Origin of the sequence: Streptomyces sp. CA-294286, from assembly GCF_050947155.1 — a bacterium.
GTDB lineage: Bacteria > Actinomycetota > Actinomycetes > Streptomycetales > Streptomycetaceae > Streptomyces.
Map to the genome: position 1 here is coordinate 2,261,635 of NZ_CP192005.1, position 23,565 is coordinate 2,285,199.

Genomic DNA, 23,565 nt, shown 5'->3' on the forward strand with positions numbered 1-23,565 from the left:
CCTTACAGCTTCATCAGGCTGGCGTCGTCGACCGAGGCCGTGTGGCGGGCCCGGAACAGCGACACGATGATCGCCAGCCCGACCACGACTTCGGCGGCGGCGACGACCATCGTGAAGAAGGCGACGATCTGGCCGTCGAGGTTGCCGTGCATCCGGGAGAACGCGACGAGCGACAGGTTGCACGCGTTGAGCATCAGCTCGACGCACATGAACACCACGATGGCGTTGCGCCGGATCAGCACACCCGCCGCGCCGATGGTGAACAGCAGGGCGGCGAGATAGAGGTAGTTGACCGGGTTCACTTGGCTGCCTCCTCTGCACGGTCATGGTCACGGCCGCGGTCGGGGTGGCTGTCGGTGTCCCGGCCCAGGCGCTCCTCGGAGCGCTGTTCGAGCGCCTTGAGGTCGTTGAGCGCCTCGGTGGACACGTCGCGGACCTGGCCCCGCTCGCGCAGCGTCTGCATGACGGTCAGCTCGGACGGGGTCCCGTCGGGCAGCAGACCCGCGATGTCCACCGCGTTGTGCCGGGCGTAGACGCCGGGGGCGGGCAGCGGCGGCAGGTGCTTTCCGCCGCGTACGCGCTCGTCCGCCAGCTCCCGCTGGGTCTTGGCGCGTTCGGTGCGCTCGCGGTTGGTGAGGACCATCGCGCCGACGGTGGCGGTGATCAGCAGGGCGCCGGTGATCTCGAAGGCGAAGACGTACTTGGTGAAGATCAGCTCCGCGAGGCCCTGCACGTTGCCGCCCGCGTTGGCCTTGGCGAGCCCGTTGAACTCGCCGAGCTGTGCGTGCCGGATGCCGGCGATGAGCAGGATGCCGAAGCCGAGTCCGCATCCGACGGCCAGCCAGCGCTGCCCCTTGAGCGTCTCGGTCAGGGAGTCGGCGGCGGTGACGCCGACGAGCATCACGACGAAGAGGAAGAGCATCATGATCGCGCCGGTGTAGACGACGATCTGGACGATGCCCAGGAAGTACGCCCCGTTGGCGAGGTAGAAGACCGCCAGGACGATCATGGTCCCGGCCAGGCACAGCGCGCTGTGCACGGCCTTCTTCAGCAGGATGGTGCCCAGGGCGCCGAGGACGGCGACGGTGCCGAGGATCCAGAACTGCACGGCCTCGCCGGTCGAAGCGGCGGCAGCGACGGCGTTCACCCGCCCACCACCTTCGCCGATGCGGGCTCGTCCTCGCCGAACGTGGAGGCGCCCTCCTGGGGCCGCTCCCCCTTGCTCAGCGCGACCTGTCGTTCCGTACCCGGAGCGGCCTCGGTGACCAGGCCACGGTAGTAGTCCTGTTCGTCGGTGCCGGGGAAGACGGAGTGCGGCGCCTCGACCATGCCCTCGGTGAGTCCGGCGAGGAGCTGGTCCTTGGTGTAGATGAGGCTCTCGCGGCTGCTGTCGGCCAGTTCGAACTCGTTGGTCATCGTGAGCGCCCGGGTGGGGCACGCCTCGATGCACAGCCCGCACAGGATGCAGCGGGCGTAGTTGATCTGGTAGACGCGGCCGTACCGTTCGCCCGGGGAGTAGCGCTCCTCCTCGGTGTTGTCCGCGCCCTCCACGTAGATCGCGTCGGCGGGGCAGGCCCAGGCGCACAGCTCGCACCCGATGCACTTCTCCAGGCCGTCCGGGTGCCGGTTGAGCTGGTGACGGCCGTGGAAGCGCGGCGCCGTCACCTTCGGCGTCTCCGGGTACTGCTCGGTCAGCCGCTTCTTGAACATGGCCTTGAAGGTCACGCCGAAGCCGGCCACGGGGTTCTGCCAGGGGGTCCGGGGGTCCTCTCCCCGGGAAGATGCGTCAGACACCGTCAGCCTCCTTTCCGTCACTCTGGGTAGCCATGTGGTCAGTATTGCCGCCGCCACTGACAACGAGCTCGCGCTCACCGCGCGAACGCCTGCGCGGGACCGGCGGCAGCGTCTGGCCGGGCAGCGGGGGCACCGGGTAGCCACCGGCCATCGGGTCGAAGGCGGGCTCGTCGTCCGGTTCGTCGGTCTTGTCGCGCCGGAAGACGTCCCAGACGAACGACAGCAGCAGGACGGCGATCACCGCCCCGGCGACGTACAGCACGATCTGCTGGTACTCGACGTTGGCGTTGCGCAGTGCCCGTACGGTCGCCACCAGCATCAGCCAGACCACCGAGATCGGGATCAGGACCTTCCAGCCGAGCTTCATCAGCTGGTCGTAGCGCACGCGTGGCAGCGTGCCGCGCAGCCAGATGAAGAAGAACAGCAGCAGCTGGACCTTGAGGACGAACCAGAGCATCGGCCACCAGCCGTGGTTCGCGCCCTCCCAGAACGTGCTGATCGGGTACGGGGCCCGCCAGCCGCCCAGGAAGAGGGTGACCGCCACCGCCGAGACGGTGACCATGTTGACGTACTCGGCCAGCATGAACAGGGCGAACTTGATCGACGAGTACTCGGTGTTGAAGCCGCCGACGAGGTCGCCCTCGGACTCCGGCATGTCGAACGGCGCGCGGTTCGTCTCGCCGACCATGGTGACGACGTAGATGATGAACGACACCGGCAGCAGAATGACGAACCACCGGTCGGCCTGCGCCTCCACGATCGTCGACGTCGACATCGACCCCGAGTAGAGGAAGACCGACGCGAAGGTCGCGCCCATCGCGATCTCGTAGGAGATCATCTGCGCGCAGGAGCGCAGACCGCCCAGGAGCGGGTACGTCGACCCGGACGACCAGCCGGCGAGGACCATGCCGTAGATGCCGACCGACGCGCACGCGAGGAGGTAGAGCATCGCGATGGGCAGGTCGGTGAGCTGCATCGTCGTGCGGTGGCCGAAGATCGACACCTCGTTGCCCGCGGGCCCGAAGGGGATGACGGCGATCGCCATGAACGCGGGGATGGCCGCGATCACCGGCGCGAGGACGTAGACGACCTTGTCCGCGCGCTTGACGACCACGTCCTCCTTGAGCATCAGCTTGATGCCGTCGGCGAGCGACTGGAGCAGGCCCCACGGCCCGTGCCGGTTGGGCCCGACGCGCAGCTGCATCCAGGCGACGACCTTGCGCTCCCACACGATGGAGAAGAGCACGGTGACCATCAGGAACGCGAAGCAGAAGACGGCCTTGATCGCGACGAGCCACCAGGGGTCCGTGCCGAACATCGACAGGTCTTCCACGGCGAGCGGGTACGTCGTCACGCCGTCACCTCCGTGGGGGAAGCGGCGCCGGAGTCGGCGCCACGGGCGGCGGGGGCGAGGGTGACCAACTGGCCGGGACGGGCCCCGGTGTCGTCGAGGACGCCGCCGCCGACGGAGTTCATCGGGAGCCAGACCACGCGGTCGGGCATCTCGCTGACCCACAGCGGCAGTTCGACGGTTCCCGCCGGGCCGGTGACGGCGAGGACGTCGCCGTGCCGGACGCCGGTCTCGGCGGCGGTGGCGGCGGAGAGCCTGGCCACGGCCGCGTGCCGGGTGCCGGCCAGGGCCTCGTCGCCGTCCTGGAGCCGGCCCTGGTCGAGCAGCATCCGGTGACTCGCGAGAACGGCCTCCCCGGCGCCCGCGCGGGGCAGCGGGCGGGCGGTCTCCAGCGGGGCGGAGGCGTAGGTTCCGTCCCATCCGGCGAGCCGGTCCAGCTCCCGCCGCACGGACTTCAGGTCCGGCAGCCCGAACCGGTCGGCGCCCGCGGTGCCGGCCATCGCGTCGGCCAGCATGTGCAGCACCCGCGCGTCGCTCGGCGCGAGCGTGCGCGTCATCTGCTCGGGCTTGAGCGCGGCCTCGAACATCCGCGCCCTGCCCTCCCAGTTGAGGAAGGTGCCGGGCTTCTCGGCGACGGCGGCCACCGGCAGGACGACGTCCGCACGGTCGGTGACCTCGCTGGGCCGCAGCTCCAGCGAGACCAGGAAACGCACCTCGTCGAGAGCCGCGCGGGCACGCGACGGGTCCGGCAGGTCCGCGACTTCGACGCCCGCGACGACCAGGGCGAGGAGTTCGCCGGTCGCGGCGGCCTCGACGATCTGGCCGGTGTCGCGCCCGTAGCGGTGCGGCAGTTCGGTCACTCCCCAGACGGCGGCCACCTCGTCGCGCGCGCGGGGGTCGGTCGCGGGACGTCCGCCGGGCAGCAGCGACGGAATCGCGCCCGCCTCGACGGCACCGCGCTCGCCCGCCCTGCGCGGGATCCACACCAGTTCCGCGCCGGTCGCCACCGACGCGCGTACGGCGGCGGTCAGCGCTCCCGGCACACCGGCCAGGCGTTCCCCGACGACGAGGACCGCGCCCGGCTCGCGCAGGGCGTCGGCGGCGCGCACGCCGTCGCCGTCCAGGCCCGCGTGCGAGGTGAGCGCGTCGAGCCACTCCGTCTCGGTGCCGGGGGCGGCGGGCAGCAGGACGCCGCCCGCCTTGACCAGGCCGCGGGTGGCGTGCGAGGCGACGGCGAAGGTGCGCTGGCCGTACTTGCGGTGGGCCTTGCGCAGCCGCAGGAAGACGCCGGGGGCCTCCTCCTCGGACTCGAACCCGACGAGCAGCACCGCCGGGGCCTTCTCCAGCGTGGTGTACGTCGTGCCCGTGCCGTCGAGATCGCGTCCGCGCCCGGCGACGCGGGCGGCCAGGAAGTCGGCCTCCTCGCTGCTGTGCACGCGGGCGCGGAAGTCGACGTCGTTGGTGTCCAGGACGACCCGGGCGAACTTGCCGTACGCGTAGGCGTCCTCGACGGTCAGCCGGCCGCCGGCGAGGACACCGGCGCGACCGCGCGCGGCGGACAGCCCCTCGGCCGCCGCCTGAAGGGCCTCGGGCCAGCTCGCGGGCTCCAGTTCACCGGTGTCGGTGTTGCGGACCAGCGGGGTGGTCAGCCGGTCGGGACGCTGGGCGTAGCGGAAGCCGAACCGCCCCTTGTCGCACAGCCACTCCTCGTTGACCTCCGGGTCCTCGGCCGCCATGCGCCGCATGACCTTGCCGCGCCGGTGGTCGGTACGGGTGGCGCAGCCGCCGGCGCAGTGCTCGCACACCGACGGGCTCGACACGAGGTCGAAGGGCCGGGAGCGGAAGCGGTACGCGGCGGAGGTGAGGGCGCCGACCGGGCAGATCTGGATGGTGTTGCCGGAGAAGTACGACTCGAAGGGGTCGCCCTGGCCGGTGCCGACCTGCTGGAGCGCGCCGCGCTCGATCAGTTCGATCATCGGGTCGCCCGCCACCTGGTTGGAGAACCGGGTGCAGCGCGCGCACAGCACGCACCGTTCGCGGTCCAGGAGCACCTGGGTGGAGATCGGGACGGGCTTCTCGTACGTCCGCTTCCTGCCGTCGAAACGGGAATCGGGGTCGCCGTGCGACATGGCCTGGTTCTGCAGGGGGCACTCGCCCCCCTTGTCGCAGACCGGGCAGTCCAGCGGGTGGTTGATGAGGAGCAGCTCCATCACACCGCGCTGCGCCTTGTCGGCGACGGGCGAGGTGAGCTGGGACTTCACCACCATTCCGTCGGTGCAGGTGATGGTGCAGGAGGCCATCGGCTTGCGCTGGCCCTCGACCTCGACGATGCACTGGCGGCAGGCGCCCGCCGGGTCGAGGAGGGGGTGGTCGCAGAACCGGGGGATCTCGATGCCGAGGAGTTCGGCGGCGCGGATCACCAGCGTGCCCTTGGGGACGCTGATCTCGATGCCGTCGATCGTCAGGGAGACGAGATCCTCCGGGGGGACCGCCGCCTCGCCGCCCCCGGAGGGCGCGCTGTTGGTCGTGACGGTCATGCGTTCACCTCCGTGCTGTCTGCGTGCCGGTCGGCCCAGAGAGTCGACTTGGCGGGGTCGAAGGGGCAGCCCTTGCCGGTGATGTGCTGCTCGTACTCCTCGCGGAAGTACTTGAGCGAGGAGAAGATCGGCGAGGCCGCTCCGTCTCCGAGCGCGCAGAAGGACTTGCCGTTGATGTTGTCGGCGATGTCGTTGAGCTTGTCGAGGTCGGCCATCCGGCCCTTGCCGGCCTCGATGTCCCGCAGCAACTGGACGAGCCAGTAGGTGCCTTCGCGGCAGGGGGTGCACTTGCCGCAGGACTCGTGGGCGTAGAACTCGGTCCACCGGGTGACGGCCCGCACGACGCAGGTGGTCTCGTCGAAGCACTGGAGCGCCTTGGTGCCGAGCATGGAACCGGCGGCGCCGACGCCCTCGTAGTCCAGGGGCACGTCGAGGTGCTCGTCGGTGAACATCGGCGTGGAGGAGCCGCCCGGGGTCCAGAACTTGAGCCGGTGCCCGGCGCGCATGCCGCCGCTCATGTCGAGCAGCTGCCGCAGGGTGATGCCGAGCGGGGCCTCGAACTGGCCGGGGTTGGTGACGTGGCCGCTCAGCGAGTACAGCGTGAAGCCCGGGGACTTCTCGCTGCCCATCGAACGGAACCAGTCCTTGCCCTTGAGGAGGATCGCGGGAACCGAGGCGATCGATTCGACGTTGTTGACGACAGTGGGACAGGCGTAGAGCCCGGCGACCGCGGGAAAGGGGGGACGCAGCCGGGGCTGGCCGCGACGGCCTTCGAGCGAGTCGAGCAGCGCGGTCTCCTCACCGCAGATGTACGCGCCCGCCCCCGCGTGCACGGTGAGTTCGAGGTCGAGTCCGCTGCCGAGGATGTTCGTGCCGAGGTAGCCGGCGGCGTAGGCCTCCCGCACGGCCTCGTGCAGCCTGCGCAGTACGGGGACGGTCTCGCCGCGCAGGTAGATGAACGCGTGGTGCGAGCGGATCGCGTAGCACGCGATGACGATGCCCTCGATGAGGCTGTGCGGGTTCGCGAAGAGGAGCGGGATGTCCTTGCAGGTCCCCGGCTCCGATTCGTCGGCGTTGACCACCAGGTAGTGCGGCTTCCCGTCGCCCTGCGGAATGAACTGCCACTTCATTCCGGTGGGGAATCCGGCGCCGCCTCGACCGCGCAGGCCGGAGTCCTTGACGTACGCGATCAGGTCGTCCGGGGTCATGGCGAGGGCCTTGCGCAGGCCCTCGTACCCCTCGTGCCTGCGGTAGGTCTCCAGCGTCCAGGACTGCGGGTCGTCCCAGAACGCGGACAGGACGGGCGAGAGCAGCTTCTCCGGACTGTCACCGTTGCCGTTGCTGTTGATCTCGGGTGCCAAGGTCATCACTCCCCCTCCTCTGACGAGGGTCCTTGCGGGTGCTGCTCGGGTGCCGCGGCCGGGTCGGAGGCCGAGGTGGGCTGCGGGGCGTCGTGCGAGCTGAGGTGTTCGGAGCCGCCCTGCGGGGCGTCCTGCTTGCGCTCGCCGCGCGGCGACACGACGCGGGGCCGGCCCGGCGTCTCGCCCTTGGCGAGCTTCAGGCCGATCAGCGAGGCGGGCCCGGCGCCGCCCGACGCCTCGACCGCTCCCGGGCGCTCGTCCGGGAACCCGGCGAGGATGCGGGCGGTCTCCTTGTACGTGCACAGGGGTGCGCCCCGGGTGGGTTCGACGGGGCGGCCGGACCGCAGGTCGTCGACGAGCTTCTTCGCCGATTCCGGGGTCTGGTTGTCGAAGAACTCCCAGTTGACCATCACCACGGGGGCGTAGTCGCAGGCGGCGTTGCACTCGATGTGTTCGAGGGTGACCTTGCCGTCGCCGGTGGTCTCGTTGTTGCCGACGCCGAGGTAGCTCTTCAGCTCGTCGAAGATGGCGTCGCCCCCCATGACGGCGCACAGGGTGTTGGTGCAGACGCCGACCTGGTAGTCGCCGGATGCCTTGCGCCGGTACATCGTGTAGAAGGTGGCGACCGCGGTGACCTCGGCGGTGGTGAGGCCGAGGACGTCGGCGCAGAAGGCCATGCCGGTGCGCGAGACGTACCCCTCCTCGGACTGCACGAGGTGCAGCAGGGGCAGCAGGGCGGAGCGGCTGTCGGGGTAGCGGCCGATCACCTCCCGGGCGTCCGCTTCGAGGCGGGCCCGGACCTCGTCCGGGTAGGCGGGGGCGGGCAGTTGGGGCATGCCCAGTGACACATCGGTCATCGGTCGACGCCTCCCATCACGGGGTCGAGGGACGCCACCGCGACGATGACGTCGGCGATCTGGCCGCCCTCGCACATCGCCGCCATGGCCTGGAGGTTGGTGAAGGACGGGTCGCGGAAGTGGACCCGGTAGGGGCGGGTGCCGCCGTCGGAGACGACGTGCGCGCCGAGTTCGCCCTTGGGGGACTCGACGGCCGCGTACGCCTGTCCGGCCGGGACCCGGAAGCCCTCGGTCACCAGCTTGAAGTGGTGGATGAGGGCCTCCATGGAGGTGCCCATGATCTTCTTGATGTGGTCGAGCGAGTTGCCGAGCCCGTCGGCGCCGATGGCGAGCTGGGCGGGCCAAGCGATCTTCTTGTCCGCGACCATGACCTCGCCGGGCTTCTTCAGCCGTTCCAGGCACTGCTCGACGATGTCGAGGGACTGGCGCATCTCTTCGAGCCGGATCAGGAAGCGGCCGTAGGAGTCGCAGGTGTCGGCGGTGGGGACCTCGAAGTCGTAGGTCTCGTAGCCGCAGTACGGGTCGGACTTGCGCAGGTCGTGCGGCAGGCCGGCGGAGCGCAGGACCGGGCCGGTGGCGCCGAGCGCCATGCAGCCGGTGAGGTCGAGGTAGCCGACGTCCTGCATGCGGGCCTTGAAGATGGGGTTGCCGGTGGCGAGCTTGTCGTACTCCGGCAGGTTCTTGCGCATGGTCTTCAGCAGCTCGGCGAGCTTGTCCATGGCGCCGGGCGGGAGGTCCTGGGCGAGTCCGCCGGGGCGGATGAACGCGTGGTTCATCCGCAGTCCGGTGATCAGCTCGAAGGCGTCCAGGATGAGTTCGCGGTCCCGGAAGCCGTAGATCATGACCGTGGTGGCGCCGAGTTCCATGCCGCCGGTGGCCACGCACACCAGGTGCGAGGAGAGCCGGTTCAGCTCCATCAGCAGGACGCGGATGACGCTGGCCCGGTCGGGGATCTGGTCGGTGATGCCGAGCAGCTTCTCGACGCCCAGGCAGTACGCCGTCTCGTTGAAGAACGGCGTCAGGTAGTCCATGCGCGTGACGAAGGTGGTGCCCTGCGTCCAGTTCCGGAATTCGAGGTTCTTCTCGATGCCGGTGTGGAGGTAGCCGATGCCGCAGCGGGCCTCGGTGACGGTCTCGCCGTCGATCTCCAGGATCAGCCGCAGCACGCCGTGCGTGGACGGGTGCTGGGGGCCCATGTTGACGACGATGCGCTCGTCGTCGGCCTTCGCGGCGGACTGGACGACCTCGTCCCAGTCGCCTCCGGTGACCGTGTAGACGGTGCCCTCGGTGGTCTCCCTGGCCGAGGCGGAGGAGGGGGAAGAAGGGGGTGTGGTCACGAGTACGACCTCCGCTGGTCCGGAGCCGGGATCTGGGCGCCCTTGTACTCGACGGCGATGCCGCCGAGGGGGTAGTCCTTGCGCTGCGGGAAGCCCTGCCAGTCGTCCGGCATCATGATCCGGGTCAGGGCGGGGTGGCCGTCGAAGATCAGGCCGAAGAAGTCGTACGCCTCGCGCTCGTGCCAGTCGTTGGTCGGGTACACCGCGACGAGTGACGGGACGTGCGGGTCGGCGTCGGGGGCGCTGACTTCGAGGCGGATCAGCCGGCCGTGGGTGAGCGAGCGCAGGTGGTAAACCGCGTGGAGTTCGCGGCCCTTGTCCTCCAGGTAGTGCACGCCGCTCACGCCGGTGCACAGTTCGAAGCGCAGCGCCGGGTCGTCGCGCAGGGTGCGGGCCACCTGGAGCAGGTGCTCGCGAGCGATGTGGAAGGTGAGTTCGCCGCGGTCGACGACCGTCTTCTCGATGGCGTTCGAGGGCAGCAGGTCCTGCTCCTCCAGCGCTCCTTCGAGCTCGTCGGCCACTTCGTCGAACCAGCCGCCGTACGGGCGCGAGGACGCGCCGGGGAGGGCGATGGTGCGGACGAGGCCGCCGTAACCCGTGGTGTCCCCGCCGTCGTTGGCGCCGAACATGCCCTTGCGGACGCGGATGACCTCGCCGTCCGCGTCGCGCTGGGCGGGCACGCCCTCCGGGGCGCTCTCGTCCTGGCTGTTGCCGTTCACGTGCTTGTCGCTCACCGGAGCAGGCCCTTCATCTCGATGGTGGGGAGCGCCTTGAGGGCCGCCTCCTCCGCCTCGCGGGCCGCTTCCTCCGCGTTCACGCCGAGCTTCGATCCCTGGATCTTCTGGTGGAGCTTGAGGATCGCGTCGATGAGCATCTCGGGGCGGGGCGGACAGCCCGGCAGGTAGATGTCGACGGGCACGATGTGGTCGACGCCCTGGACGATGGCGTAGTTGTTGAACATGCCGCCCGAGGAGGCGCAGACCCCCATCGAGATGACCCACTTGGGGTTCGGCATCTGGTCGTAGACCTGTCGCAGGACCGGCGCCATCTTCTGGCTGACCCGGCCCGCCACGATCATCAGGTCCGCCTGTCGCGGCGATCCGCGGAAGACCTCCATGCCGAAGCGGGCCAGGTCGTACCGGCCCGCTCCCGTCGTCATCATCTCGATGGCGCAGCAGGCGAGGCCGAAGGTCGCGGGGAAGACGGAGGACTTCCGCACCCACCCCGCGGCCTGTTCGACGGTCGTCAGCAGAAATCCGCTCGGCAGTTTCTCTTCGAGTCCCATGGGTGACCCCTCAGCCCCTCAGTCCCATTCCAGGCCGCCGCGACGCCACACATACGCGTACGCGACAAAGACGGTGAGCACGAAGAGCAGCATCTCGACGAGCCCGAAGATCCCGAGAGCGTCGAAGGAGACCGCCCACGGGTAGAGGAAGACGATTTCGATGTCGAAGATGATGAACAACATCGCCGTCAGGTAGTACTTGATGGGAATGCGGCCGCCTCCGGCCGGCGTCGGAGTGGGTTCGATGCCGCACTCGTACGCTTCGAGCTTTGCCCGGTTGTAGCGCTTGGGACCGACGAGCGTGGCCATGACCACGGAGAAGATCGCAAACCCTGCCCCGAGGGCGCCGAGCACAAGGATGGGCGCGTAAGCATTCACCCTCCTCGCTCCTTCCAGTCGTCCTTGACCGTTGGACCGCGCCGGGCTCGTGCTTGCCCCGGAGCGGGGGGCCGGTGCGCCTCGCCGCGAGGACCGTATGAAGATCGCGGATATGTGAGGCAGTTCACAAGCCTGACTGCCCCGCATCCTATGCCTGCCGGTCTGTGATCTGCGACACGGGGTGCGCCAACGACTTTGTGATCTCCACCACCTGACGAAGGATCATGAAGCCGGATGAGCAGTGATCTACATACCGGAAGCACGCGAGTGATCACCAGACGTGACATTCGACGGCGTCGTCGCTGGTCGGAGGCGTGGCGCCCTATCAAGAGGTGCCCTCTACAAGCAAATTGGAGCCGGACGCGCTCCCGTGATAATCGCCCGGCGCGACCTTCCCGGACCGTCCCGCACATCCACCCCTCCGTGCACTCACCCTCGCGGGGGGAGCCGCGGAGGCGGGTGGACACGTGCGCGCGTTCACGAGCGGAGGGGCGTCCGGCGGCGGACGTGACACGACGGCGGTCTAGGCGAGTCGGTCGTGTGACCTGCGTCACTCCCAACGACCCGTTAGACAAGCGGGCTTGGCCATGCGTGTGAACGGATGGTAGGCGTCAGGGCATTTCGGGCGTATCGCGGAAAACCCTTGATCACAGGGTTGAAACAGGCTGTCCGTTTTGCCCTTTACGGCGTCAATAAGACTGCGCGGACGCCGAATTCGGCTCGCGAGTTGGCAACTGTGGCGGACACCACGTTTCTTGATGCAGACTCGTTACCTCTGATAGCGGTTGTTCTCATGTCCCACACCGCTCACATACCCAGTCACCGGAAGCCCCGCCGCAGCGCCTCGAAGATGGCGCTCCGTGCCGGAGTTGCCGGTGGTGTTCTCAGCACCATCGCGGTGGCTGGTGCAGCCGCCCCGGCGCATGCCGAGCCGGTGCACGAGACCGTCGAGATGCCCACCCTCACCACCCCCGTCGCCCACAGCGCGACGACGACCGCCGCCGCGGTCACCGCGAGCGCCGAGGCCACCCAGGCCCTCGCGTTCGAGTACGACCGCGAAGCCCGTCAGCAGGCCGCCGCCGCCGACGCCATGAAGGACGCCAAGCAGGCGCTCGCCGAGGCCGACCGCAAGGCCGAGGCCGAGAAGAAGGCCGAACAGGCCCGCAAGAAGGCCGAGGAGAAGGCCGAGCAGGAGCGCGCGTCGCGTTCCTCCTCCCGTACCGACCTCAGCTCGTACTCGGGCTCCTCGTCCGCCAAGGGCACGAACGCCTCCGCTTCGTCCTCTTCCTCCCCTTCGTCCGCCTCGTCCTCCAAGGCCACCGGCAGCGCCGCGTCCGTGATCGCGTTCGCGCGCGCTCAGGTCGGCGACGCGTACGTCATGGGCAGCACCGGCCCGAACGCGTGGGACTGCTCGGGCCTCATGCAGGCCGCGTTCCGCACCATCGGCGTCGACCTGCCGCGCGTCTCGCAGGGGCAGTCGACCGCGGGCACCCAGGTCGGCCTCGACAACCTCCAGCCCGGCGACATCCTTTACTGGGGCGCCGCGGGCAGCGCGTACCACGTGGGCGTCTACGTGGGCGGCGGCAACTTCGTCGGCGCGCAGAACTCCAGCACGGGTGTCGTGGAGCGTCCCCTCTCCTACGACCCGCCGACCGGCGCGGTGCGCGTTCTCTGATCTCACCGGTTCGTCCTGAGTACGGCTGAAGGGCCGTCGTCCCCCCGCTCGGGGACGGCGGCCCTTCGGTGTGTGGCGGGCCGCAAGGGGAGTCGCCTCCGCCGTGGCACGGGGGGAGCCGGCGGTGGGCGGGGTCAAGTAGGACGTGGGTTGGCCTCGTTGGGGGCTACGGTGCCGGTATGACGATTCTGGTGACCGGGGCGACCGGTGTGGTGGGGCGGCAGGTCGTGGGGCAGTTGACGGCGGCCGGGGAGCGGGTGCGGGCACTCAGCCGACGGCCACAGGAGGCGGAACTGCCGGACGGCGTCGAGGTGGTGGGCGGCGACCTGGACGAACCCGCGGGTCTCGCGCCCGCGCTGCGCGGCGTGGACCGCCTCCACCTCTTCCCGCACCCGGCCACCGCCCGTGAGGTCGTCGCACTCGCCAAGGACGCGGGGGTACGGCGGATCGTCGTACTGTCGGCCGCGGCGGTGACGGTGGGGATGGACACCGTGATGCACCCGGTGGTGGAGGAGGCCGTACGGGAGTCCGGGCTGGAGTGGACCTTCGTGCGCCCGGCCGGGTTCATGACCAACATGCTCCAGGTCTGGGCACCGATGGTGCGGGCGGAACGGGTGGTGCGCTACCCGTACGGGGACGATCCGGGCGCCTCCCCCGTCCACGAGGCCGACGTCGCGGCGGTCGCGGTGGCGGCGCTGCGGGAGGACGGCCACCACGGCAAGGCGTACACGCTGACCGGCCCGGCCCGGGTCACGGTGCGCGAGCAGGTCGCCGCGATCGGGGCCGCGCTCGGCGAGGAGGTGCGGTACGAGGAGGTCAGCCGGGAGCGGGCCCGCGCGATCCTGCGCGCGCAGGGCGGGTTCGCCGCGCGGTCCGCCGATCTGCTGCTCGGCTTCGTGGACTACGAGGGCGGTGACGACACCGGGGCGAACGACGGGTTCGAGAAGCTGATGGAGCCCTGGCCGGACCTCGCCGAGGCGCTGGGGCGCCCGGGGCGCACCTACCAGGAGTGGGCCAGGGACCACGCCGCCGATTTCCGCTGAGGATGCCGGACGGCTGCTAGGCGAGGTCCCCGAGGCCCGTGTTCGCCCCGCACAGCACGATCGCGGCGCGCTCGCCCGGCTCGGGGGTGTACGCACAGGCCGTGGCCGCCGCGTGTTCGACGGCGAGACGGCGCTCGTCCCAGAGCTGCTGCCGCGCCCGTACGATCGCCGCGTCCGGTACGAGGACGGAGCGCACCCCCGGACGGCGCGCGACGGCCAGTGCGGTCTCCGACACCCGGGTCGCACCGAGGGAGTCGGCGGCCACCGAGTCCACCGCGGCGTCGACGACGCGGCCGGCGGCGAGGGCGGCGTTCAGGGCACGGCAGTTCTCCGGCTCGACGGCGACGACCTCGACTCCCGCCTCCAGGGCGGCGGTGGCGACCCCGGCGAAGAGCCCGCCGCCGCCGACGGAGACGACCAGGGTGTCCAGCCCCTCCGGGACCCGGCGCAGGATCTCCTCGGTGAGCGTGCCCGCACCGGCCGCGATGAGCGGGTGGTCGTACGCGTGGGAGGCGAGCGCGCCGGAGGCGGAGGCGAGCGCGCCGGAGGCGGAGGCGAACTCCGCGCAGGCGGCGCGCGCTTCGTCGTACCGCGTGCCGACGAGTCGCACCTCCGCACCGTACGAGCGCAGCCTGGCGACCTTCACCGGCGGTGCCGTCCCGGGCAGGAAGACGGTGGCGCGCACGCCGTGCGCGCGGGCCGCCCAGGCACAGGCGAGCCCGGCGTTGCCGCCGGAGGCGAGGGTGAGCCCGGCCTCGGGGAGCAGGCCCGCCTCGCGGTGGGCGAGGAGGAAGTTCATCGCTCCGCGCGCCTTGAAGCTGCCGGTGTGCTGCATGAATTCGAGGGCGAGGACGGTGTGGCCGTCCGCCGGGGCGACGGTGACGGGACGGACGTGCCCGGCGATCCGTTCGGCGGCGGCCTTGATGTCGCCGGGAGTGAGGGGAGGGGTGGCGGGGTGCTGCACGGCTGCTCCAGGGGCCGGGGCGGGGCCCCGGAGGACGTGGGAGGGGTTTTCGGCTCTCGGAGGAGGCCGGCGAGGGCAGGGGCCCGCGCGGCGTGCGGGCGCCCGGCTCCCGGCCGGGGCCCGCGCGGCGTGCGGGCGCCCGGCTCCCGGCCGCCCGCACGCGCGCGTGGGCCCCGTCACCCGACAAGAGGTCAGGAACAACGTGATCCTGCGTTGCGCACGCGGAACCCGGCACCCCCCCGCTACGAGTTCGGCGCGACCTTCGCCAGGCCGTTGATGATGCGGTCCATCGCGTCGCCGCCCGTCGGGTCCGTCAGGTTGGCGAGCATCTTGAGGGTGAAGCGCATCAGGACCGGGTGGGTGAGACCCCGTTCCGTGGCGAGCTTCATGATCTTGGGGTTGCCGATGAGCTTCACGAACGCGCGGCCCATCGTGTAGTACCCGCCGTACGTGTCCTTGAGGACCTGCGGGTAACGGGCCAGGGCCATTTCGCGCTGGGCCGGGGTGGCGCGGGCGTGGGCCTGCACGATGACGTCGGCGGCGATGTGGCCGGACTCCATGGCGTAGGCGATGCCCTCGCCGTTGAAGGGGTTGACGAGGCCGCCCGCGTCACCGACCAGCAGCAGCCCCTTCGTGTAGTGCGGCTGCCGGTTGAACGCCATGGGGAGGGCCGCGCCCCGGATGGGCATGGTCATGTTCTCGGGCGTGTAGCCCCACTCGGCGGGCATCGAGGCGCACCACGCCTTGAGCACCTCGCGCCAGTCCAGCTCCTTGAACGCCTTGGAGGAGTTGAGGATGCCCAGGCCCACGTTGGACGTGCCGTCGCCCATCCCGAAGATCCAGCCGTAGCCGGGCAGGAGGCGGTCCTGGGGGCCGCGCCGGTCCCAGAGTTCCAGCCAGGATTCGAGGTAGTCGTCGTCGTGGCGGGGCGAGGTGAAGTAGGTGCGTACCGCGACGCCCATGGGGCGGTCCTCGCGGCGGTGCAGGCCCATCGCGAGGGACAGCCGGGTGGAGTTGCCGTCGGCGGCGACGACGAGCGGGGCGTGGAAGGTGACGGGGAGCTTCTCCTCGCCGAGCTTGGCCTCGACGCCGGTGATGCGACCGGTGCGCGGGTCCAGGATCGGCGCGCCGACGTTGCACCGCTCGTACAGCCGGGCGCCCGCCTTCTGCGCCTGCCGGGCGAGCTGCTCGTCGAAGTCGTCGCGCTTGCGGACGAGTCCGTAGTCGGGGAAGGACGCCAGTTCCGGCCAGTCGAGCTGGAGCCGCTGCCCGCCGCCGATGATCCTGAGACCCTTGTTGCGGAGCCAGCCGGCTTCCTCGGAGATGTCGATGCCCATGGACACCAGTTGCTTGGTGGCCCGGGGGGTGAGGCCGTCGCCGCAGACCTTCTCGCGCGGGAAGGCCGTCTTCTCGAGGAGGAGCACGTCGAGCCCGGCCTTGGCCAGGTAGTACGCGGTGGCGGAGCCGGCGGGTCCGGCCCCGACGACGATCACATCTGCACTGTGCTCGGAGGGGGGCGCGGTCGCGGGCTGCTCGGTCACGGCGGGGTCTCCCGTAAGACTCGAAGGCGAGGGGGTGAGGGGGTCACAGGGATTGTGTGTCGACTAAGTGCCTTGACTGCACAAGCCGAAGGGCAGTCTATGGGGGCGTACTCCTCACACATCTGAAGGGCTGCCCTCATGACCCTCACTCCGCCCGCCTCCCCCGTGCTGCCCGCGGTGCTGCCCGCCGTACGGCTGCGTGTACCGACCGAGGAGGACGCGTACGCCTGGTACGACGCCTTCAAGAACCCGGAGGTCATGGAGTTCCACGGCGGAAGGCCGCACGGCGTCTCGGTGTACGAGGAGCTGACGGCCCGGCAGCGCAAGCACGACGCCGAACTGGGCTTCTGCCTGTGGACACTGCTCGACGAGAACGACACGGTGATCGGCTTCACCGGTGCGCAGCCGTGGCCCCACCAGCACTTCGGACCGGTCGGCGAGATCGAGATCGGGTGGCGGCTGGGGCGCGACCACTGGGGGCGCGGGTACGCGACCGCCGCCGCGCAGGCGACGCTGCTACGGCTGCGGGCGGCGGGCGTACGGGAGGTGTCGGCCATGGTCGACGCGCGCAACGCACGGTCGCTGGCGGTCTGCGAGCGGCTGGGGATGCGCCGGGAGGAGGCGTTCGTCGTGCCGCGGTCGGAGCCGGAGCGCAGGGGGTACTGCTTCAAGTTGTCGCTCTGAACGTCCGGCGGGCGGGGCGGGGGCTCGTGCGGGAGGCCCCGCCCCACCCGCTCACCGGACACCCGCCGGGCTGCCACCGGCCACCGGACGGGCCACCACACCCGGCCGGGCGCTGGACACCGGGCGGGCCACCGGCACCCGACGGGCCAGCCCCCGGACACCGAGCCAGCCCCCGGACACCGGGCGGGCCACCGGCCACCGGACGGGCCACCACACCCGGCCGGGCGCCGGAAACGGAGCGGGGCGCCGGGCACCGGGCGGGCCGCCCCGTCCGTCACTCGGTGAGCCGCCACGAAGCGGTCGCGTGCCCGAAGATCTCCTGGGCGCGCGGCCAGTCCCGTTCTCGGGCCGTGGTGTAGAGCGAGTAGTCCGTTCCGTTTGCGGCGATGTAGCCCTGGTCGATGGCGCGGATCCGCTCGCCGCTCCCCTTCCTGAGGTACGTGTACTCCCAGACCGCGCCGGGGCGGCCCCGGAAGGTGTTGCGCTCCAGCCGGATGCGTTGGTAGCCGCGCTGCCTCTTGATGGTCACCTGTTCCAGGTTGCGGAAGTTCTCGTACGAGGAGGCGTAGTCGGGGTTGCGGACGACGCCCACGAGCAGGTGCTCCATGCCCGTACTGCCGCCGTAGGTGACCTGCCCCTGGCGGTTTCCGATGCGGTTCCAGACCTCGGGGACGAGCAGGGCGAATCCCTCGGGGTCGTCGGCCTGTTTGAACCCGGCGGGGATCGCCTCCGTGGCCGGGGGCGGCGCCACGTCGTCGGGTTCGTCGGGGGCGACGGGGGCGGCGGGAACCTCCGGCGCGGGCCGGGCCGGGGAGGGGTCGCTGCGGGGGCCGTCGCCCTCGGCGGTGGGACGGTCGCCCTGCGCGGGAGCGGGGGCGGGAGCGGCGGGGCTGGCGGCGGGGGCGCTCGCGGCACTCTGCGCGCCCCCGCCGCCCCCGGGGGTTCTGTCCTCCAGGAAGAGGACTCCCGCCGTGATGCCGCCCCCGACCACGACGGCACCGAGGACGGTGCCGGCCCAGACGGCGAGGGGCCGCCGGGGCCGGGACGCGGGAGCGGCAGCGGGCCCGACCGGGAACACGAAGCCGGGGCCCACGGTGGCGGGGTGACCGGCGACGGGATCCGCGGGCCGTCCGACCGCGGTGGGCGCGTGACCGGCCGGAGGCTGGTACGGGGGCTGGTACGGGGACTCGGGCCGGTACGGGGGCTCGGGCCGGTACGGGGGCTCGGGCCGGGGCGGGACGGGGGCGGCCGGCGGGTCGATACGGCTCTGCGTGACGGCGGCTGCCAGGTCCGCGGCCGACGTGCCGCTCCGCCCTCCGTCCGCCGTGGTCCCCTCCCGCCCGACCGGTCCCTCGGGCAGATCGTCCGCTCGCTGCTGCAGGGGGGTCGACCGGTCGTCGGCCGGAGGGCCGACCGGGGGCCACGGTGCGGACGCGGAGCCGCGCAGCGGCGGGTCCACCCGGGTCGCCGTACGAGGGGGGACGGGCGTCGACCCGGACTCCGGGTCCGCCGCCCCCTTCCGTCCCTCTCCGCAGCTCGTGCAGAGGCGGGCCTCGTCGGGGGTGGCGGTCGCACAGTGGGGACAGTTCAGCGCCATGAGGTGCTCCGGGGAAGGGCAGGGATGAGCGGTGGGTCACGCCCAGTCGGCCGTGGGTGACTGAACTGACTCATCCTGCCCGTCCGCCGGTTCCCGCAGAACCCCCGCGGCGGACCCGACTGCTAGAACACCGACAGCCCCGTCAACGTGGTGAACCGGTCCAGTGCCGCTATGCCCGCCACCGAGTTCCCCTGCGGGTCGAGTCCCGGGCTCCACACGCACACCGTGCACACCCCGGGCACCACCGCGACGATTCCGCCGCCGACGCCGCTCTTGCCCGGCAGCCCGACCCGGTAGGCGAACTCGCCCGCCGCGTCGTACGTCCCGCAGGTCATCATCACCGCGTTGATCTGCTTGGCGAGGCGGCGCGGCAGCAGCCGGGTGCCGTCGGCGCGCAGGCCGTGGCGGGCCAGGAAGCGGGTGGCCAGCGCCAGATCGGCGCAGTTCATCTCGATCGAGCACTGCCAGAAGTAGTGGTCGAGGAGGGCGGGGACGGAGTTGGCGATGTTGCCGTACGCAGCCATGAAGTAGGCCAGGGCGGCGTTGCGGTCGCCGTTGTCGGACTCGGAGGTGGCGACCTCGGGGTCGAAGGCGACGTCCGGGTTGCCGCTCTCCTGGCGTACGAATTCGAGGAGTTCGCTGCTCGCGTCACCGGTGAGGGTCTGGAGGCGGTCGGTGACGACGAGGGCACCCGCGTTGATGAACGGGTTACGGGGGATGCCGTTCTCGTACTCCAGCTGCACCAGCGAGTTGAACGGGTTGCCGGACGGCTCCCGTCCGACCCGCTTCCACAGGTCGTCACCGCCCTGGGCCAGCGCGAGCGCGAGGGCGAAGACCTTGGTGATGGACTGGGTAGAGAAGGGCCGCTGCCAGTCCCCCACCCCGTACACCTTGCCGTCGAGATCGGCGACGGCCATGCCGAAGCCCGGCTCGACGCAGGCGAGGGCCGGGATGTACGCCGCGATCTGGCCCCTGCCGATCTGCGGGCGGATGTCCTCCTCGATCTGCCCGAGGATGCTCTGGAAGTCGAAGTCGACGGGTGGGTCGAGTTCGGCCTGGGGCCCGTGCGCCGTCTGCCCGGCCGCCGTTCCCCCGGCTCCTGCCGTGCCCATCAGATCCGTACGCCCCGGTGGAGCGCCACGATGCCGCCCGACAGGTTGCGCCAGGCGACCTGGGACCAGCCGACGCCCTGGAGCCTGGTGGCGAGGCCGCGCTGGTCGGGCCAGGCGCGGATGGACTCGGCGAGGTAGACGTACGCCTCGGGGTTGCTGGAGACGGCCGTGGCGACCGGCGGCAGCGCCCGCATCAGGTACTCGGTGTAGACGGTGCGGAAGGGCGCCCAGGTCGGCTGCGAGAACTCGCAGATCACGATCCGTCCGCCCTTCTTCGTCACCCGGAACATCTCGCGCAGCGCGGCGTCCGTGTCGACGACGTTGCGCAGCCCGAAGGAGATGGTGACGACGTCGAAGGACTTGTCGTGGAAGGGCAGCTTGGTCGCGTCGCCCGCGGTGAGCGGCAGGTGCGGGTGCTTGCGCTTGCCCTCCCGCAGCATGCCGACGGAGAAGTCGCAGGGCACGACGTACGCGCCGGTCGCGGCGAAGGGCAGCGAGGAGGTGGCGGTACCGGCGGCCAGGTCGAGGATCCGCTTGCCGGGCCCGGCGTCCACCGCCTTCGCCACTTCCTTGCGCCAGAAGCGGTCCTGGCCGAGGGAGAGCACGGTGTTGGTGAGGTCGTAGTTCGCCGCCACGTCGTCGAACATCGAGGCGACTTCGTGCGGCTGCTTGTCCAGGGATGCTCGGGTCACCCGGCCATTGTGCCGGTTGGCGGACGGGCGGGCATGGGCGGCTCTCTGAGCCGGGCCCCTCCGGGTCGCGGGAATCCGCGCGACCGTCCGTGCCGCCCCCCGCGTCCGCTCCGCCGCCCGTCCCGCGGGCGCCGGGGTCAGGCCCGCCGGAACACCAGCCGTCCCCCGACCACCGTCGCCAGGCACTCTCCGCCCGGCTCGGCGAAGACCGCGAAGTCGGCGACGGCGGAGGACGTGAGCGGGTCCGGGCGCGGCGCGGGCAGCACCCGAACCGGCGAACGGTCGACGGCGGCCCGTACGGCAGGATGGGTGAACGGGCCCGCGACAGCGGTCACGCCCCGCCCGAGCAGGCGCTGGACGCCCCGCCGGGCGCTCGCCCCCCATCGCTCGCCGGTCATCCCGAGGTCGTGCAGCCGCTCCCCGGAGAGGGGCTCGGCGCCGAGTTCGGCGGCCTCGCGGGGGTCGGGCCAGTAGTGCGCCTGGAGGAGGGCGACGGCGTCCGGCTCGAAGCGGCCGGGGGCGAGGTACCCGACCCACTCCCTGGTACGCGCACCCGCGCCGACGCGCGCGGCCAGCTCGTCGTATCCGCCGACGGCGGTGATGCGGTCGCCGTCCACGACGACCGCGTCACCCGCCTGGTCCTGCGCTCCGTCCGCGGTACGGATCCCGCGCGCCCGGTGAATGGTCAGCACGGCGGCCTCAGTTGGAGGCGAGGAGCTTCAGCTCGGGGTGCGCGGTGCCGCCCTCGATCGCCGTGGAGGAGAGGTGCGAGACGACGTGGTCGTCGACCGGGTCGTGCGCCGGGTCGGTGTGCACGACGAGGTGCTCGTACGTCGTGGCGCGCTGCGCCGGGACCCGCCCCGCCTTGCGGATGAGGTCGATGATCTCCATCCGGTTGGAGCGGTGCTTGGCTCCGGCGGACGAGACGACGTTCTCCTCCAGCATGATCGAGCCAAGGTCGTCCGCGCCGTAGTGCAGGGAGAGCTGGCCGACCTCCTTGCCGGTGGTCAGCCAGGAGCCCTGGATGTGCGCGACGTTGTCGAGGAAGATCCGCGCGATGGCGATCATGCGGAGGTACTCGAAGAGGGTGGCCTGCGTCCGCCCCTTCAGGGCGTTGTTCTGCGGCTGGTAGGTGTACGGGATGAACGCGCGGAAGCCGCCGGTCCGGTCCTGTACGTCGCGGATCATGCGCAGGTGCTCGATGCGCTCGGCGTTGGTCTCGCCCGTGCCCATGAGCATGGTGGACGTCGACTCGACGCCCAGGCGGTGCGCCTCCTCCATGATCTCCAGCCAGCGCTCGCCGGATTCCTTGAGCGGGGCGATGGCCTTGCGGGGGCGGGCCGGGAGCAGCTCGGCCCCGGCGCCCGCGAAGGAGTCGAGACCGGCGGCGTGGATGCGCCGGATCGCTTCCCCGGTGCTGACCTTGGAGATGCGGGCCATGTGCTCGACCTCGGAGGCGCCGAGGGAGTGGATGACCAGCTGCGGGTACGCCTTCTTGATCGCGGAGAAGTGCTCCTCGTAGTACTCCACGCCGTAGTCCGGGTGGTGGCCGCCCTGGAACATGATCTGCGTGCCGCCCAGCTCGACGGTCTCCGCGCAGCGGCGCAGGATGTCGTCCAGGTCGCGGGTCCACACGTCGGGGCTCTTCGGCGCGGCGTAGAAGGCGCAGAACTTGCACGCCGTGACGCACGAGTTCGTGTAGTTGATGTTGCGCTCGATGATGTACGTCGCGATGTGCTCGGTACCCGCGTAACGGCGGCGGCGCACGGCGTCGGCGGCCTGGCCCAGCGCGTGCAGCGGGGCGTCCCGGTACAGGTCGAGCGCCTCCTCGGGGGTGATGCGGCCACCCTCGGCGGCACGGTCAAGGACTGACTGGAGGTCGGCCTTCTCGGTCACCGGGGCGGTTCCTTCCCAAGGGGGTGCACGGCAGGGTGCGGGGGCGTACGGCAAGACCGATCCAGCGTACGCCAGGGCGGTGCTCCCGCCGTGGGCGGCCGGACCGCGCCCCCGGCGGGCCGTACCGGCGGGACTGTGCTCGGCCCGTACGGGCGGGACCCGCACAGGGCCGGGCCGGCGGAACTCCGCTCACGCCGGGCCGACAGGACCCGCACAGGCCGTACCGGCGGGACCCCGCCCGGTCCGTACGGGTGGTGGGACCCGCACAGGGCCGGTCGGCCGAACTCCGCTCACGCCGGGCCGACAGGACCCGCACAGGCCGGGCCGACCGCACTTGGCTCCCTCCGGGCCGGCCGACCCCCCTCACGCCGTACCGCCAGGATCCGCGGGGTGGGCAGGGCCGGCGGGGTCGTGGGTGATCAGGTCCCCGGGCTGGCACTCCAGGACCTCACAGAGCCGCGACAGGGTCGAGAAGCGGACGGCCTTGGCGCGCCCGTTCTTCAGTACGGACAGGTTCACGACGGTGATGCCGACCTGTGCGGACAGCTCGGTGAGCGTCATGCCGCGTGCGGCGAGGAGGCGGTCGAGGTGGATCCGGATCGAGTGGGGTTCCTCTTCGGGCATCAGACCGTCCCTTCGAGGTCCTCTCGCATGCGTACGCCCTCGCGCATGATCTTCCCCAGGATGACGGCGGCCAGCCCCGCGAGGACGAGCGCCTGCGGCCCGGCGACCGTCGGCCCGGACCCCACCATGGGCGCCATGCTGCCGACCAGCCAGGAATCCGCCCAGCCCGCCAGCAGCCCCGCGAGCGGTGAGCCCACGGCGACGAACCAGCCGAGGAAGGACAGCCGTTGGGCCACCATGTCGGTGAACGGCCCTTCCCGCAACACCCCCTTGAGCAGCCGACTGAACAGCAGCAGCCCCAGGCAGGCGAACAGCAGCCACGGCAGCCGGCTCCCCAGGTCGGCGAGACGCTGCCCCGCGGACGGCCCGTCCTGACAGAGCCGCGCGGCACTGCTGGACGCCTGCACGCCGTCACCGACGGGCAGCCCGCCCTCCACGGTGGCGTTGGCCCAGAACCCCGTCTCCGCGCAGACCGCTCCGTCGTCGAGCAGGTGCGTGACGGCCGTACCGGCGAAGGCGAGCCCGAAGAGCACCGCCATCGCGAAGGTCACCGAGGCCAGAGCCCTTGTAAGTCGCGTGTTCACCGCGCCCCTCCCTATCGTTTTTCGATATGCCTCACCCTAGACGGGCATATCGATAATCGACAAGTCGGGGACCTCGCGACGTCGCACGCCGGAGGGCGGAGGCGGCCAGGATCCACAGGGCGAGCCCACCAGGCAGAGGGTGCTGCCACGACCCGGGGCGAGGATGCGACCGGGGGCCGCGGGCACGACGGGACGGAGTACCGGGCCGGGCGAGCACGGCGCACGACGGGACGGAGCACCGGGCGGGACGAGC

Annotated in this window: 23 protein-coding genes; 3 read left to right on the top strand and 20 right to left on the bottom strand. The window is 71.3% G+C overall.

The window, feature by feature from the left end; genetic code table 11:
• Positions 1 to 2: 2 nt before the first annotated feature.
• The 11 genes from nuoK to ACQPZG_RS14750 are packed head-to-tail and all read right to left on the bottom strand — an operon-like array spanning position 3 to position 10,900.
• On the bottom strand, positions 3 to 302 hold the full coding sequence (nuoK, locus tag ACQPZG_RS14700) for an NADH-quinone oxidoreductase subunit NuoK (RefSeq protein ID WP_433546214.1): 300 nt from the start codon (positions 300 to 302) through the stop codon (positions 3 to 5).
• Positions 299 to 1,147: an NADH-quinone oxidoreductase subunit J gene (locus ACQPZG_RS14705; protein WP_433546215.1), complete on the bottom strand. Its 849-nt coding sequence runs from the start codon at positions 1,145 to 1,147 to the stop codon at positions 299 to 301. The genes nuoK and ACQPZG_RS14705 overlap by 4 nt, the downstream gene beginning before the upstream one ends.
• A complete protein-coding gene (gene nuoI, locus ACQPZG_RS14710) occupies positions 1,144 to 1,794 on the bottom strand; it encodes an NADH-quinone oxidoreductase subunit NuoI (RefSeq protein ID WP_433546216.1) in 651 nt (216 codons plus the stop codon). Before nuoI ends, ACQPZG_RS14705 begins: the two co-directional genes overlap by 4 nt.
• Positions 1,787 to 3,112: an NADH-quinone oxidoreductase subunit NuoH gene (nuoH, locus tag ACQPZG_RS14715; RefSeq protein WP_433549411.1), complete on the bottom strand. Its 1,326-nt coding sequence runs from the start codon at positions 3,110 to 3,112 to the stop codon at positions 1,787 to 1,789. The genes nuoI and nuoH overlap by 8 nt, the downstream gene beginning before the upstream one ends.
• Before the next feature lie 32 nt (positions 3,113 to 3,144).
• Positions 3,145 to 5,682 (bottom strand): NADH-quinone oxidoreductase subunit G, encoded by a 2,538-nt coding sequence (locus tag ACQPZG_RS14720; RefSeq protein ID WP_433546217.1) that lies wholly within the window; start codon positions 5,680 to 5,682, stop codon positions 3,145 to 3,147.
• Complete coding sequence (gene nuoF, locus ACQPZG_RS14725; protein ID WP_433546218.1) at positions 5,679 to 7,049, bottom strand: NADH-quinone oxidoreductase subunit NuoF; 1,371 nt, start codon at positions 7,047 to 7,049, stop codon at positions 5,679 to 5,681. Before nuoF ends, ACQPZG_RS14720 begins: the two co-directional genes overlap by 4 nt.
• Entirely contained in the window at positions 7,049 to 7,879 is an 831-nt protein-coding gene (gene nuoE, locus ACQPZG_RS14730) for an NADH-quinone oxidoreductase subunit NuoE (protein WP_433549412.1), read from the bottom strand. The genes nuoF and nuoE overlap by 1 nt, the downstream gene beginning before the upstream one ends.
• Before the next feature lie 17 nt (positions 7,880 to 7,896).
• Positions 7,897 to 9,237: an NADH-quinone oxidoreductase subunit D gene (locus tag ACQPZG_RS14735; protein ID WP_433546219.1), complete on the bottom strand. Its 1,341-nt coding sequence runs from the start codon at positions 9,235 to 9,237 to the stop codon at positions 7,897 to 7,899.
• Complete coding sequence (locus ACQPZG_RS14740) at positions 9,234 to 9,956, bottom strand: NADH-quinone oxidoreductase subunit C (protein ID WP_433549413.1); 723 nt, start codon at positions 9,954 to 9,956, stop codon at positions 9,234 to 9,236. The genes ACQPZG_RS14735 and ACQPZG_RS14740 overlap by 4 nt, the downstream gene beginning before the upstream one ends.
• Positions 9,957 to 9,967: 11 nt before the next feature.
• Positions 9,968 to 10,522: a NuoB/complex I 20 kDa subunit family protein gene (locus ACQPZG_RS14745; RefSeq protein WP_384350743.1), complete on the bottom strand. Its 555-nt coding sequence runs from the start codon at positions 10,520 to 10,522 to the stop codon at positions 9,968 to 9,970.
• A gap of 18 nt (positions 10,523 to 10,540) precedes the next feature.
• Positions 10,541 to 10,900, bottom strand: a complete 360-nt coding sequence (locus ACQPZG_RS14750) for an NADH-quinone oxidoreductase subunit A (RefSeq protein ID WP_433546220.1) — start codon at positions 10,898 to 10,900, stop codon at positions 10,541 to 10,543.
• Between the two features lie 793 nt (positions 10,901 to 11,693).
• Between ACQPZG_RS14750 and ACQPZG_RS14755 the strand changes: the two genes are divergently transcribed.
• Together ACQPZG_RS14755 and ACQPZG_RS14760 are read left to right on the top strand one after the other, a co-directional pair.
• A complete protein-coding gene (locus tag ACQPZG_RS14755) occupies positions 11,694 to 12,575 on the top strand; it encodes a C40 family peptidase (RefSeq protein ID WP_433546221.1) in 882 nt (293 codons plus the stop codon).
• A 179-nt stretch (positions 12,576 to 12,754) separates the two neighbouring features.
• A complete protein-coding gene (locus ACQPZG_RS14760) occupies positions 12,755 to 13,618 on the top strand; it encodes an NAD(P)H-binding protein (RefSeq protein WP_433546222.1) in 864 nt (287 codons plus the stop codon).
• Positions 13,619 to 13,634: 16 nt separating this feature from the next.
• Here ACQPZG_RS14760 and ACQPZG_RS14765 read toward each other — a convergent pair whose 3' ends face one another.
• Positions 13,635 to 14,582 (bottom strand): serine/threonine dehydratase, encoded by a 948-nt coding sequence (locus ACQPZG_RS14765; protein WP_433546223.1) that lies wholly within the window; start codon positions 14,580 to 14,582, stop codon positions 13,635 to 13,637.
• Positions 14,583 to 14,824: 242 nt separating this feature from the next.
• Entirely contained in the window at positions 14,825 to 16,123 is a 1,299-nt protein-coding gene (locus ACQPZG_RS14770) for a geranylgeranyl reductase family protein (protein WP_433546224.1), read from the bottom strand.
• 138 nt (positions 16,124 to 16,261) lie between these two features.
• On the opposite strand from ACQPZG_RS14770, the gene ACQPZG_RS14775 reads away from it, so the two are divergent.
• A complete protein-coding gene (locus ACQPZG_RS14775) occupies positions 16,262 to 16,807 on the top strand; it encodes a GNAT family N-acetyltransferase (RefSeq protein ID WP_433546225.1) in 546 nt (181 codons plus the stop codon).
• A gap of 274 nt (positions 16,808 to 17,081) precedes the next feature.
• Here the strand turns inward: ACQPZG_RS14775 and ACQPZG_RS14780 are convergent, their stop codons facing one another.
• The 7 genes from ACQPZG_RS14780 to ACQPZG_RS14810 form a co-directional block, all read right to left on the bottom strand.
• Positions 17,082 to 18,404, bottom strand: coding sequence for a hypothetical protein (locus ACQPZG_RS14780; protein ID WP_433546226.1), 1,323 nt, complete (start codon positions 18,402 to 18,404; stop codon positions 17,082 to 17,084).
• Between the two features lie 122 nt (positions 18,405 to 18,526).
• A complete protein-coding gene (locus tag ACQPZG_RS14785) occupies positions 18,527 to 19,516 on the bottom strand; it encodes a glutaminase (protein WP_433546227.1) in 990 nt (329 codons plus the stop codon).
• A complete protein-coding gene (locus ACQPZG_RS14790) occupies positions 19,516 to 20,208 on the bottom strand; it encodes a demethylmenaquinone methyltransferase (protein WP_433546228.1) in 693 nt (230 codons plus the stop codon). Before ACQPZG_RS14790 ends, ACQPZG_RS14785 begins: the two co-directional genes overlap by 1 nt.
• A gap of 137 nt (positions 20,209 to 20,345) precedes the next feature.
• Positions 20,346 to 20,900, bottom strand: a complete 555-nt coding sequence (locus ACQPZG_RS14795) for an imidazolonepropionase-like domain-containing protein (protein WP_433546229.1) — start codon at positions 20,898 to 20,900, stop codon at positions 20,346 to 20,348.
• A gap of 7 nt (positions 20,901 to 20,907) precedes the next feature.
• Positions 20,908 to 22,104, bottom strand: coding sequence for a cyclic dehypoxanthinyl futalosine synthase (mqnC, locus tag ACQPZG_RS14800; protein ID WP_433546230.1), 1,197 nt, complete (start codon positions 22,102 to 22,104; stop codon positions 20,908 to 20,910).
• A 363-nt stretch (positions 22,105 to 22,467) separates the two neighbouring features.
• Positions 22,468 to 22,728 (bottom strand): helix-turn-helix domain-containing protein, encoded by a 261-nt coding sequence (locus tag ACQPZG_RS14805; RefSeq protein ID WP_433546231.1) that lies wholly within the window; start codon positions 22,726 to 22,728, stop codon positions 22,468 to 22,470.
• On the bottom strand, positions 22,728 to 23,312 hold the full coding sequence (locus tag ACQPZG_RS14810; protein WP_433546232.1) for a DUF2975 domain-containing protein: 585 nt from the start codon (positions 23,310 to 23,312) through the stop codon (positions 22,728 to 22,730). Before ACQPZG_RS14810 ends, ACQPZG_RS14805 begins: the two co-directional genes overlap by 1 nt.
• Positions 23,313 to 23,565: the final 253 nt, after the last annotated feature.

Coding starts and splice junctions, on each gene's coding strand:
- ACQPZG_RS14780 (WP_433546226.1), bottom strand. CDS start 18,404: ATGGCGCTGAACTGTCCCCACTGTGCGACCGCCACCCCCGACGAGGCC.
- nuoE (WP_433549412.1), bottom strand. CDS start 7,879: ATGCCCCAACTGCCCGCCCCCGCCTACCCGGACGAGGTCCGGGCCCGC.
- ACQPZG_RS14760 (WP_433546222.1), top strand. CDS start 12,755: ATGACGATTCTGGTGACCGGGGCGACCGGTGTGGTGGGGCGGCAGGTC.
- ACQPZG_RS14785 (WP_433546227.1), bottom strand. CDS start 19,516: ATGGGCACGGCAGGAGCCGGGGGAACGGCGGCCGGGCAGACGGCGCAC.
- nuoH (WP_433549411.1), bottom strand. CDS start 3,112: ATGTTCGGCACGGACCCCTGGTGGCTCGTCGCGATCAAGGCCGTCTTC.
- ACQPZG_RS14745 (WP_384350743.1), bottom strand. CDS start 10,522: ATGGGACTCGAAGAGAAACTGCCGAGCGGATTTCTGCTGACGACCGTC.
- ACQPZG_RS14720 (WP_433546217.1), bottom strand. CDS start 5,682: ATGACCGTCACGACCAACAGCGCGCCCTCCGGGGGCGGCGAGGCGGCG.
- ACQPZG_RS14805 (WP_433546231.1), bottom strand. CDS start 22,728: ATGCCCGAAGAGGAACCCCACTCGATCCGGATCCACCTCGACCGCCTC.
- ACQPZG_RS14755 (WP_433546221.1), top strand. CDS start 11,694: ATGTCCCACACCGCTCACATACCCAGTCACCGGAAGCCCCGCCGCAGC.
- nuoF (WP_433546218.1), bottom strand. CDS start 7,049: ATGACCTTGGCACCCGAGATCAACAGCAACGGCAACGGTGACAGTCCG.
- ACQPZG_RS14775 (WP_433546225.1), top strand. CDS start 16,262: ATGACCCTCACTCCGCCCGCCTCCCCCGTGCTGCCCGCGGTGCTGCCC.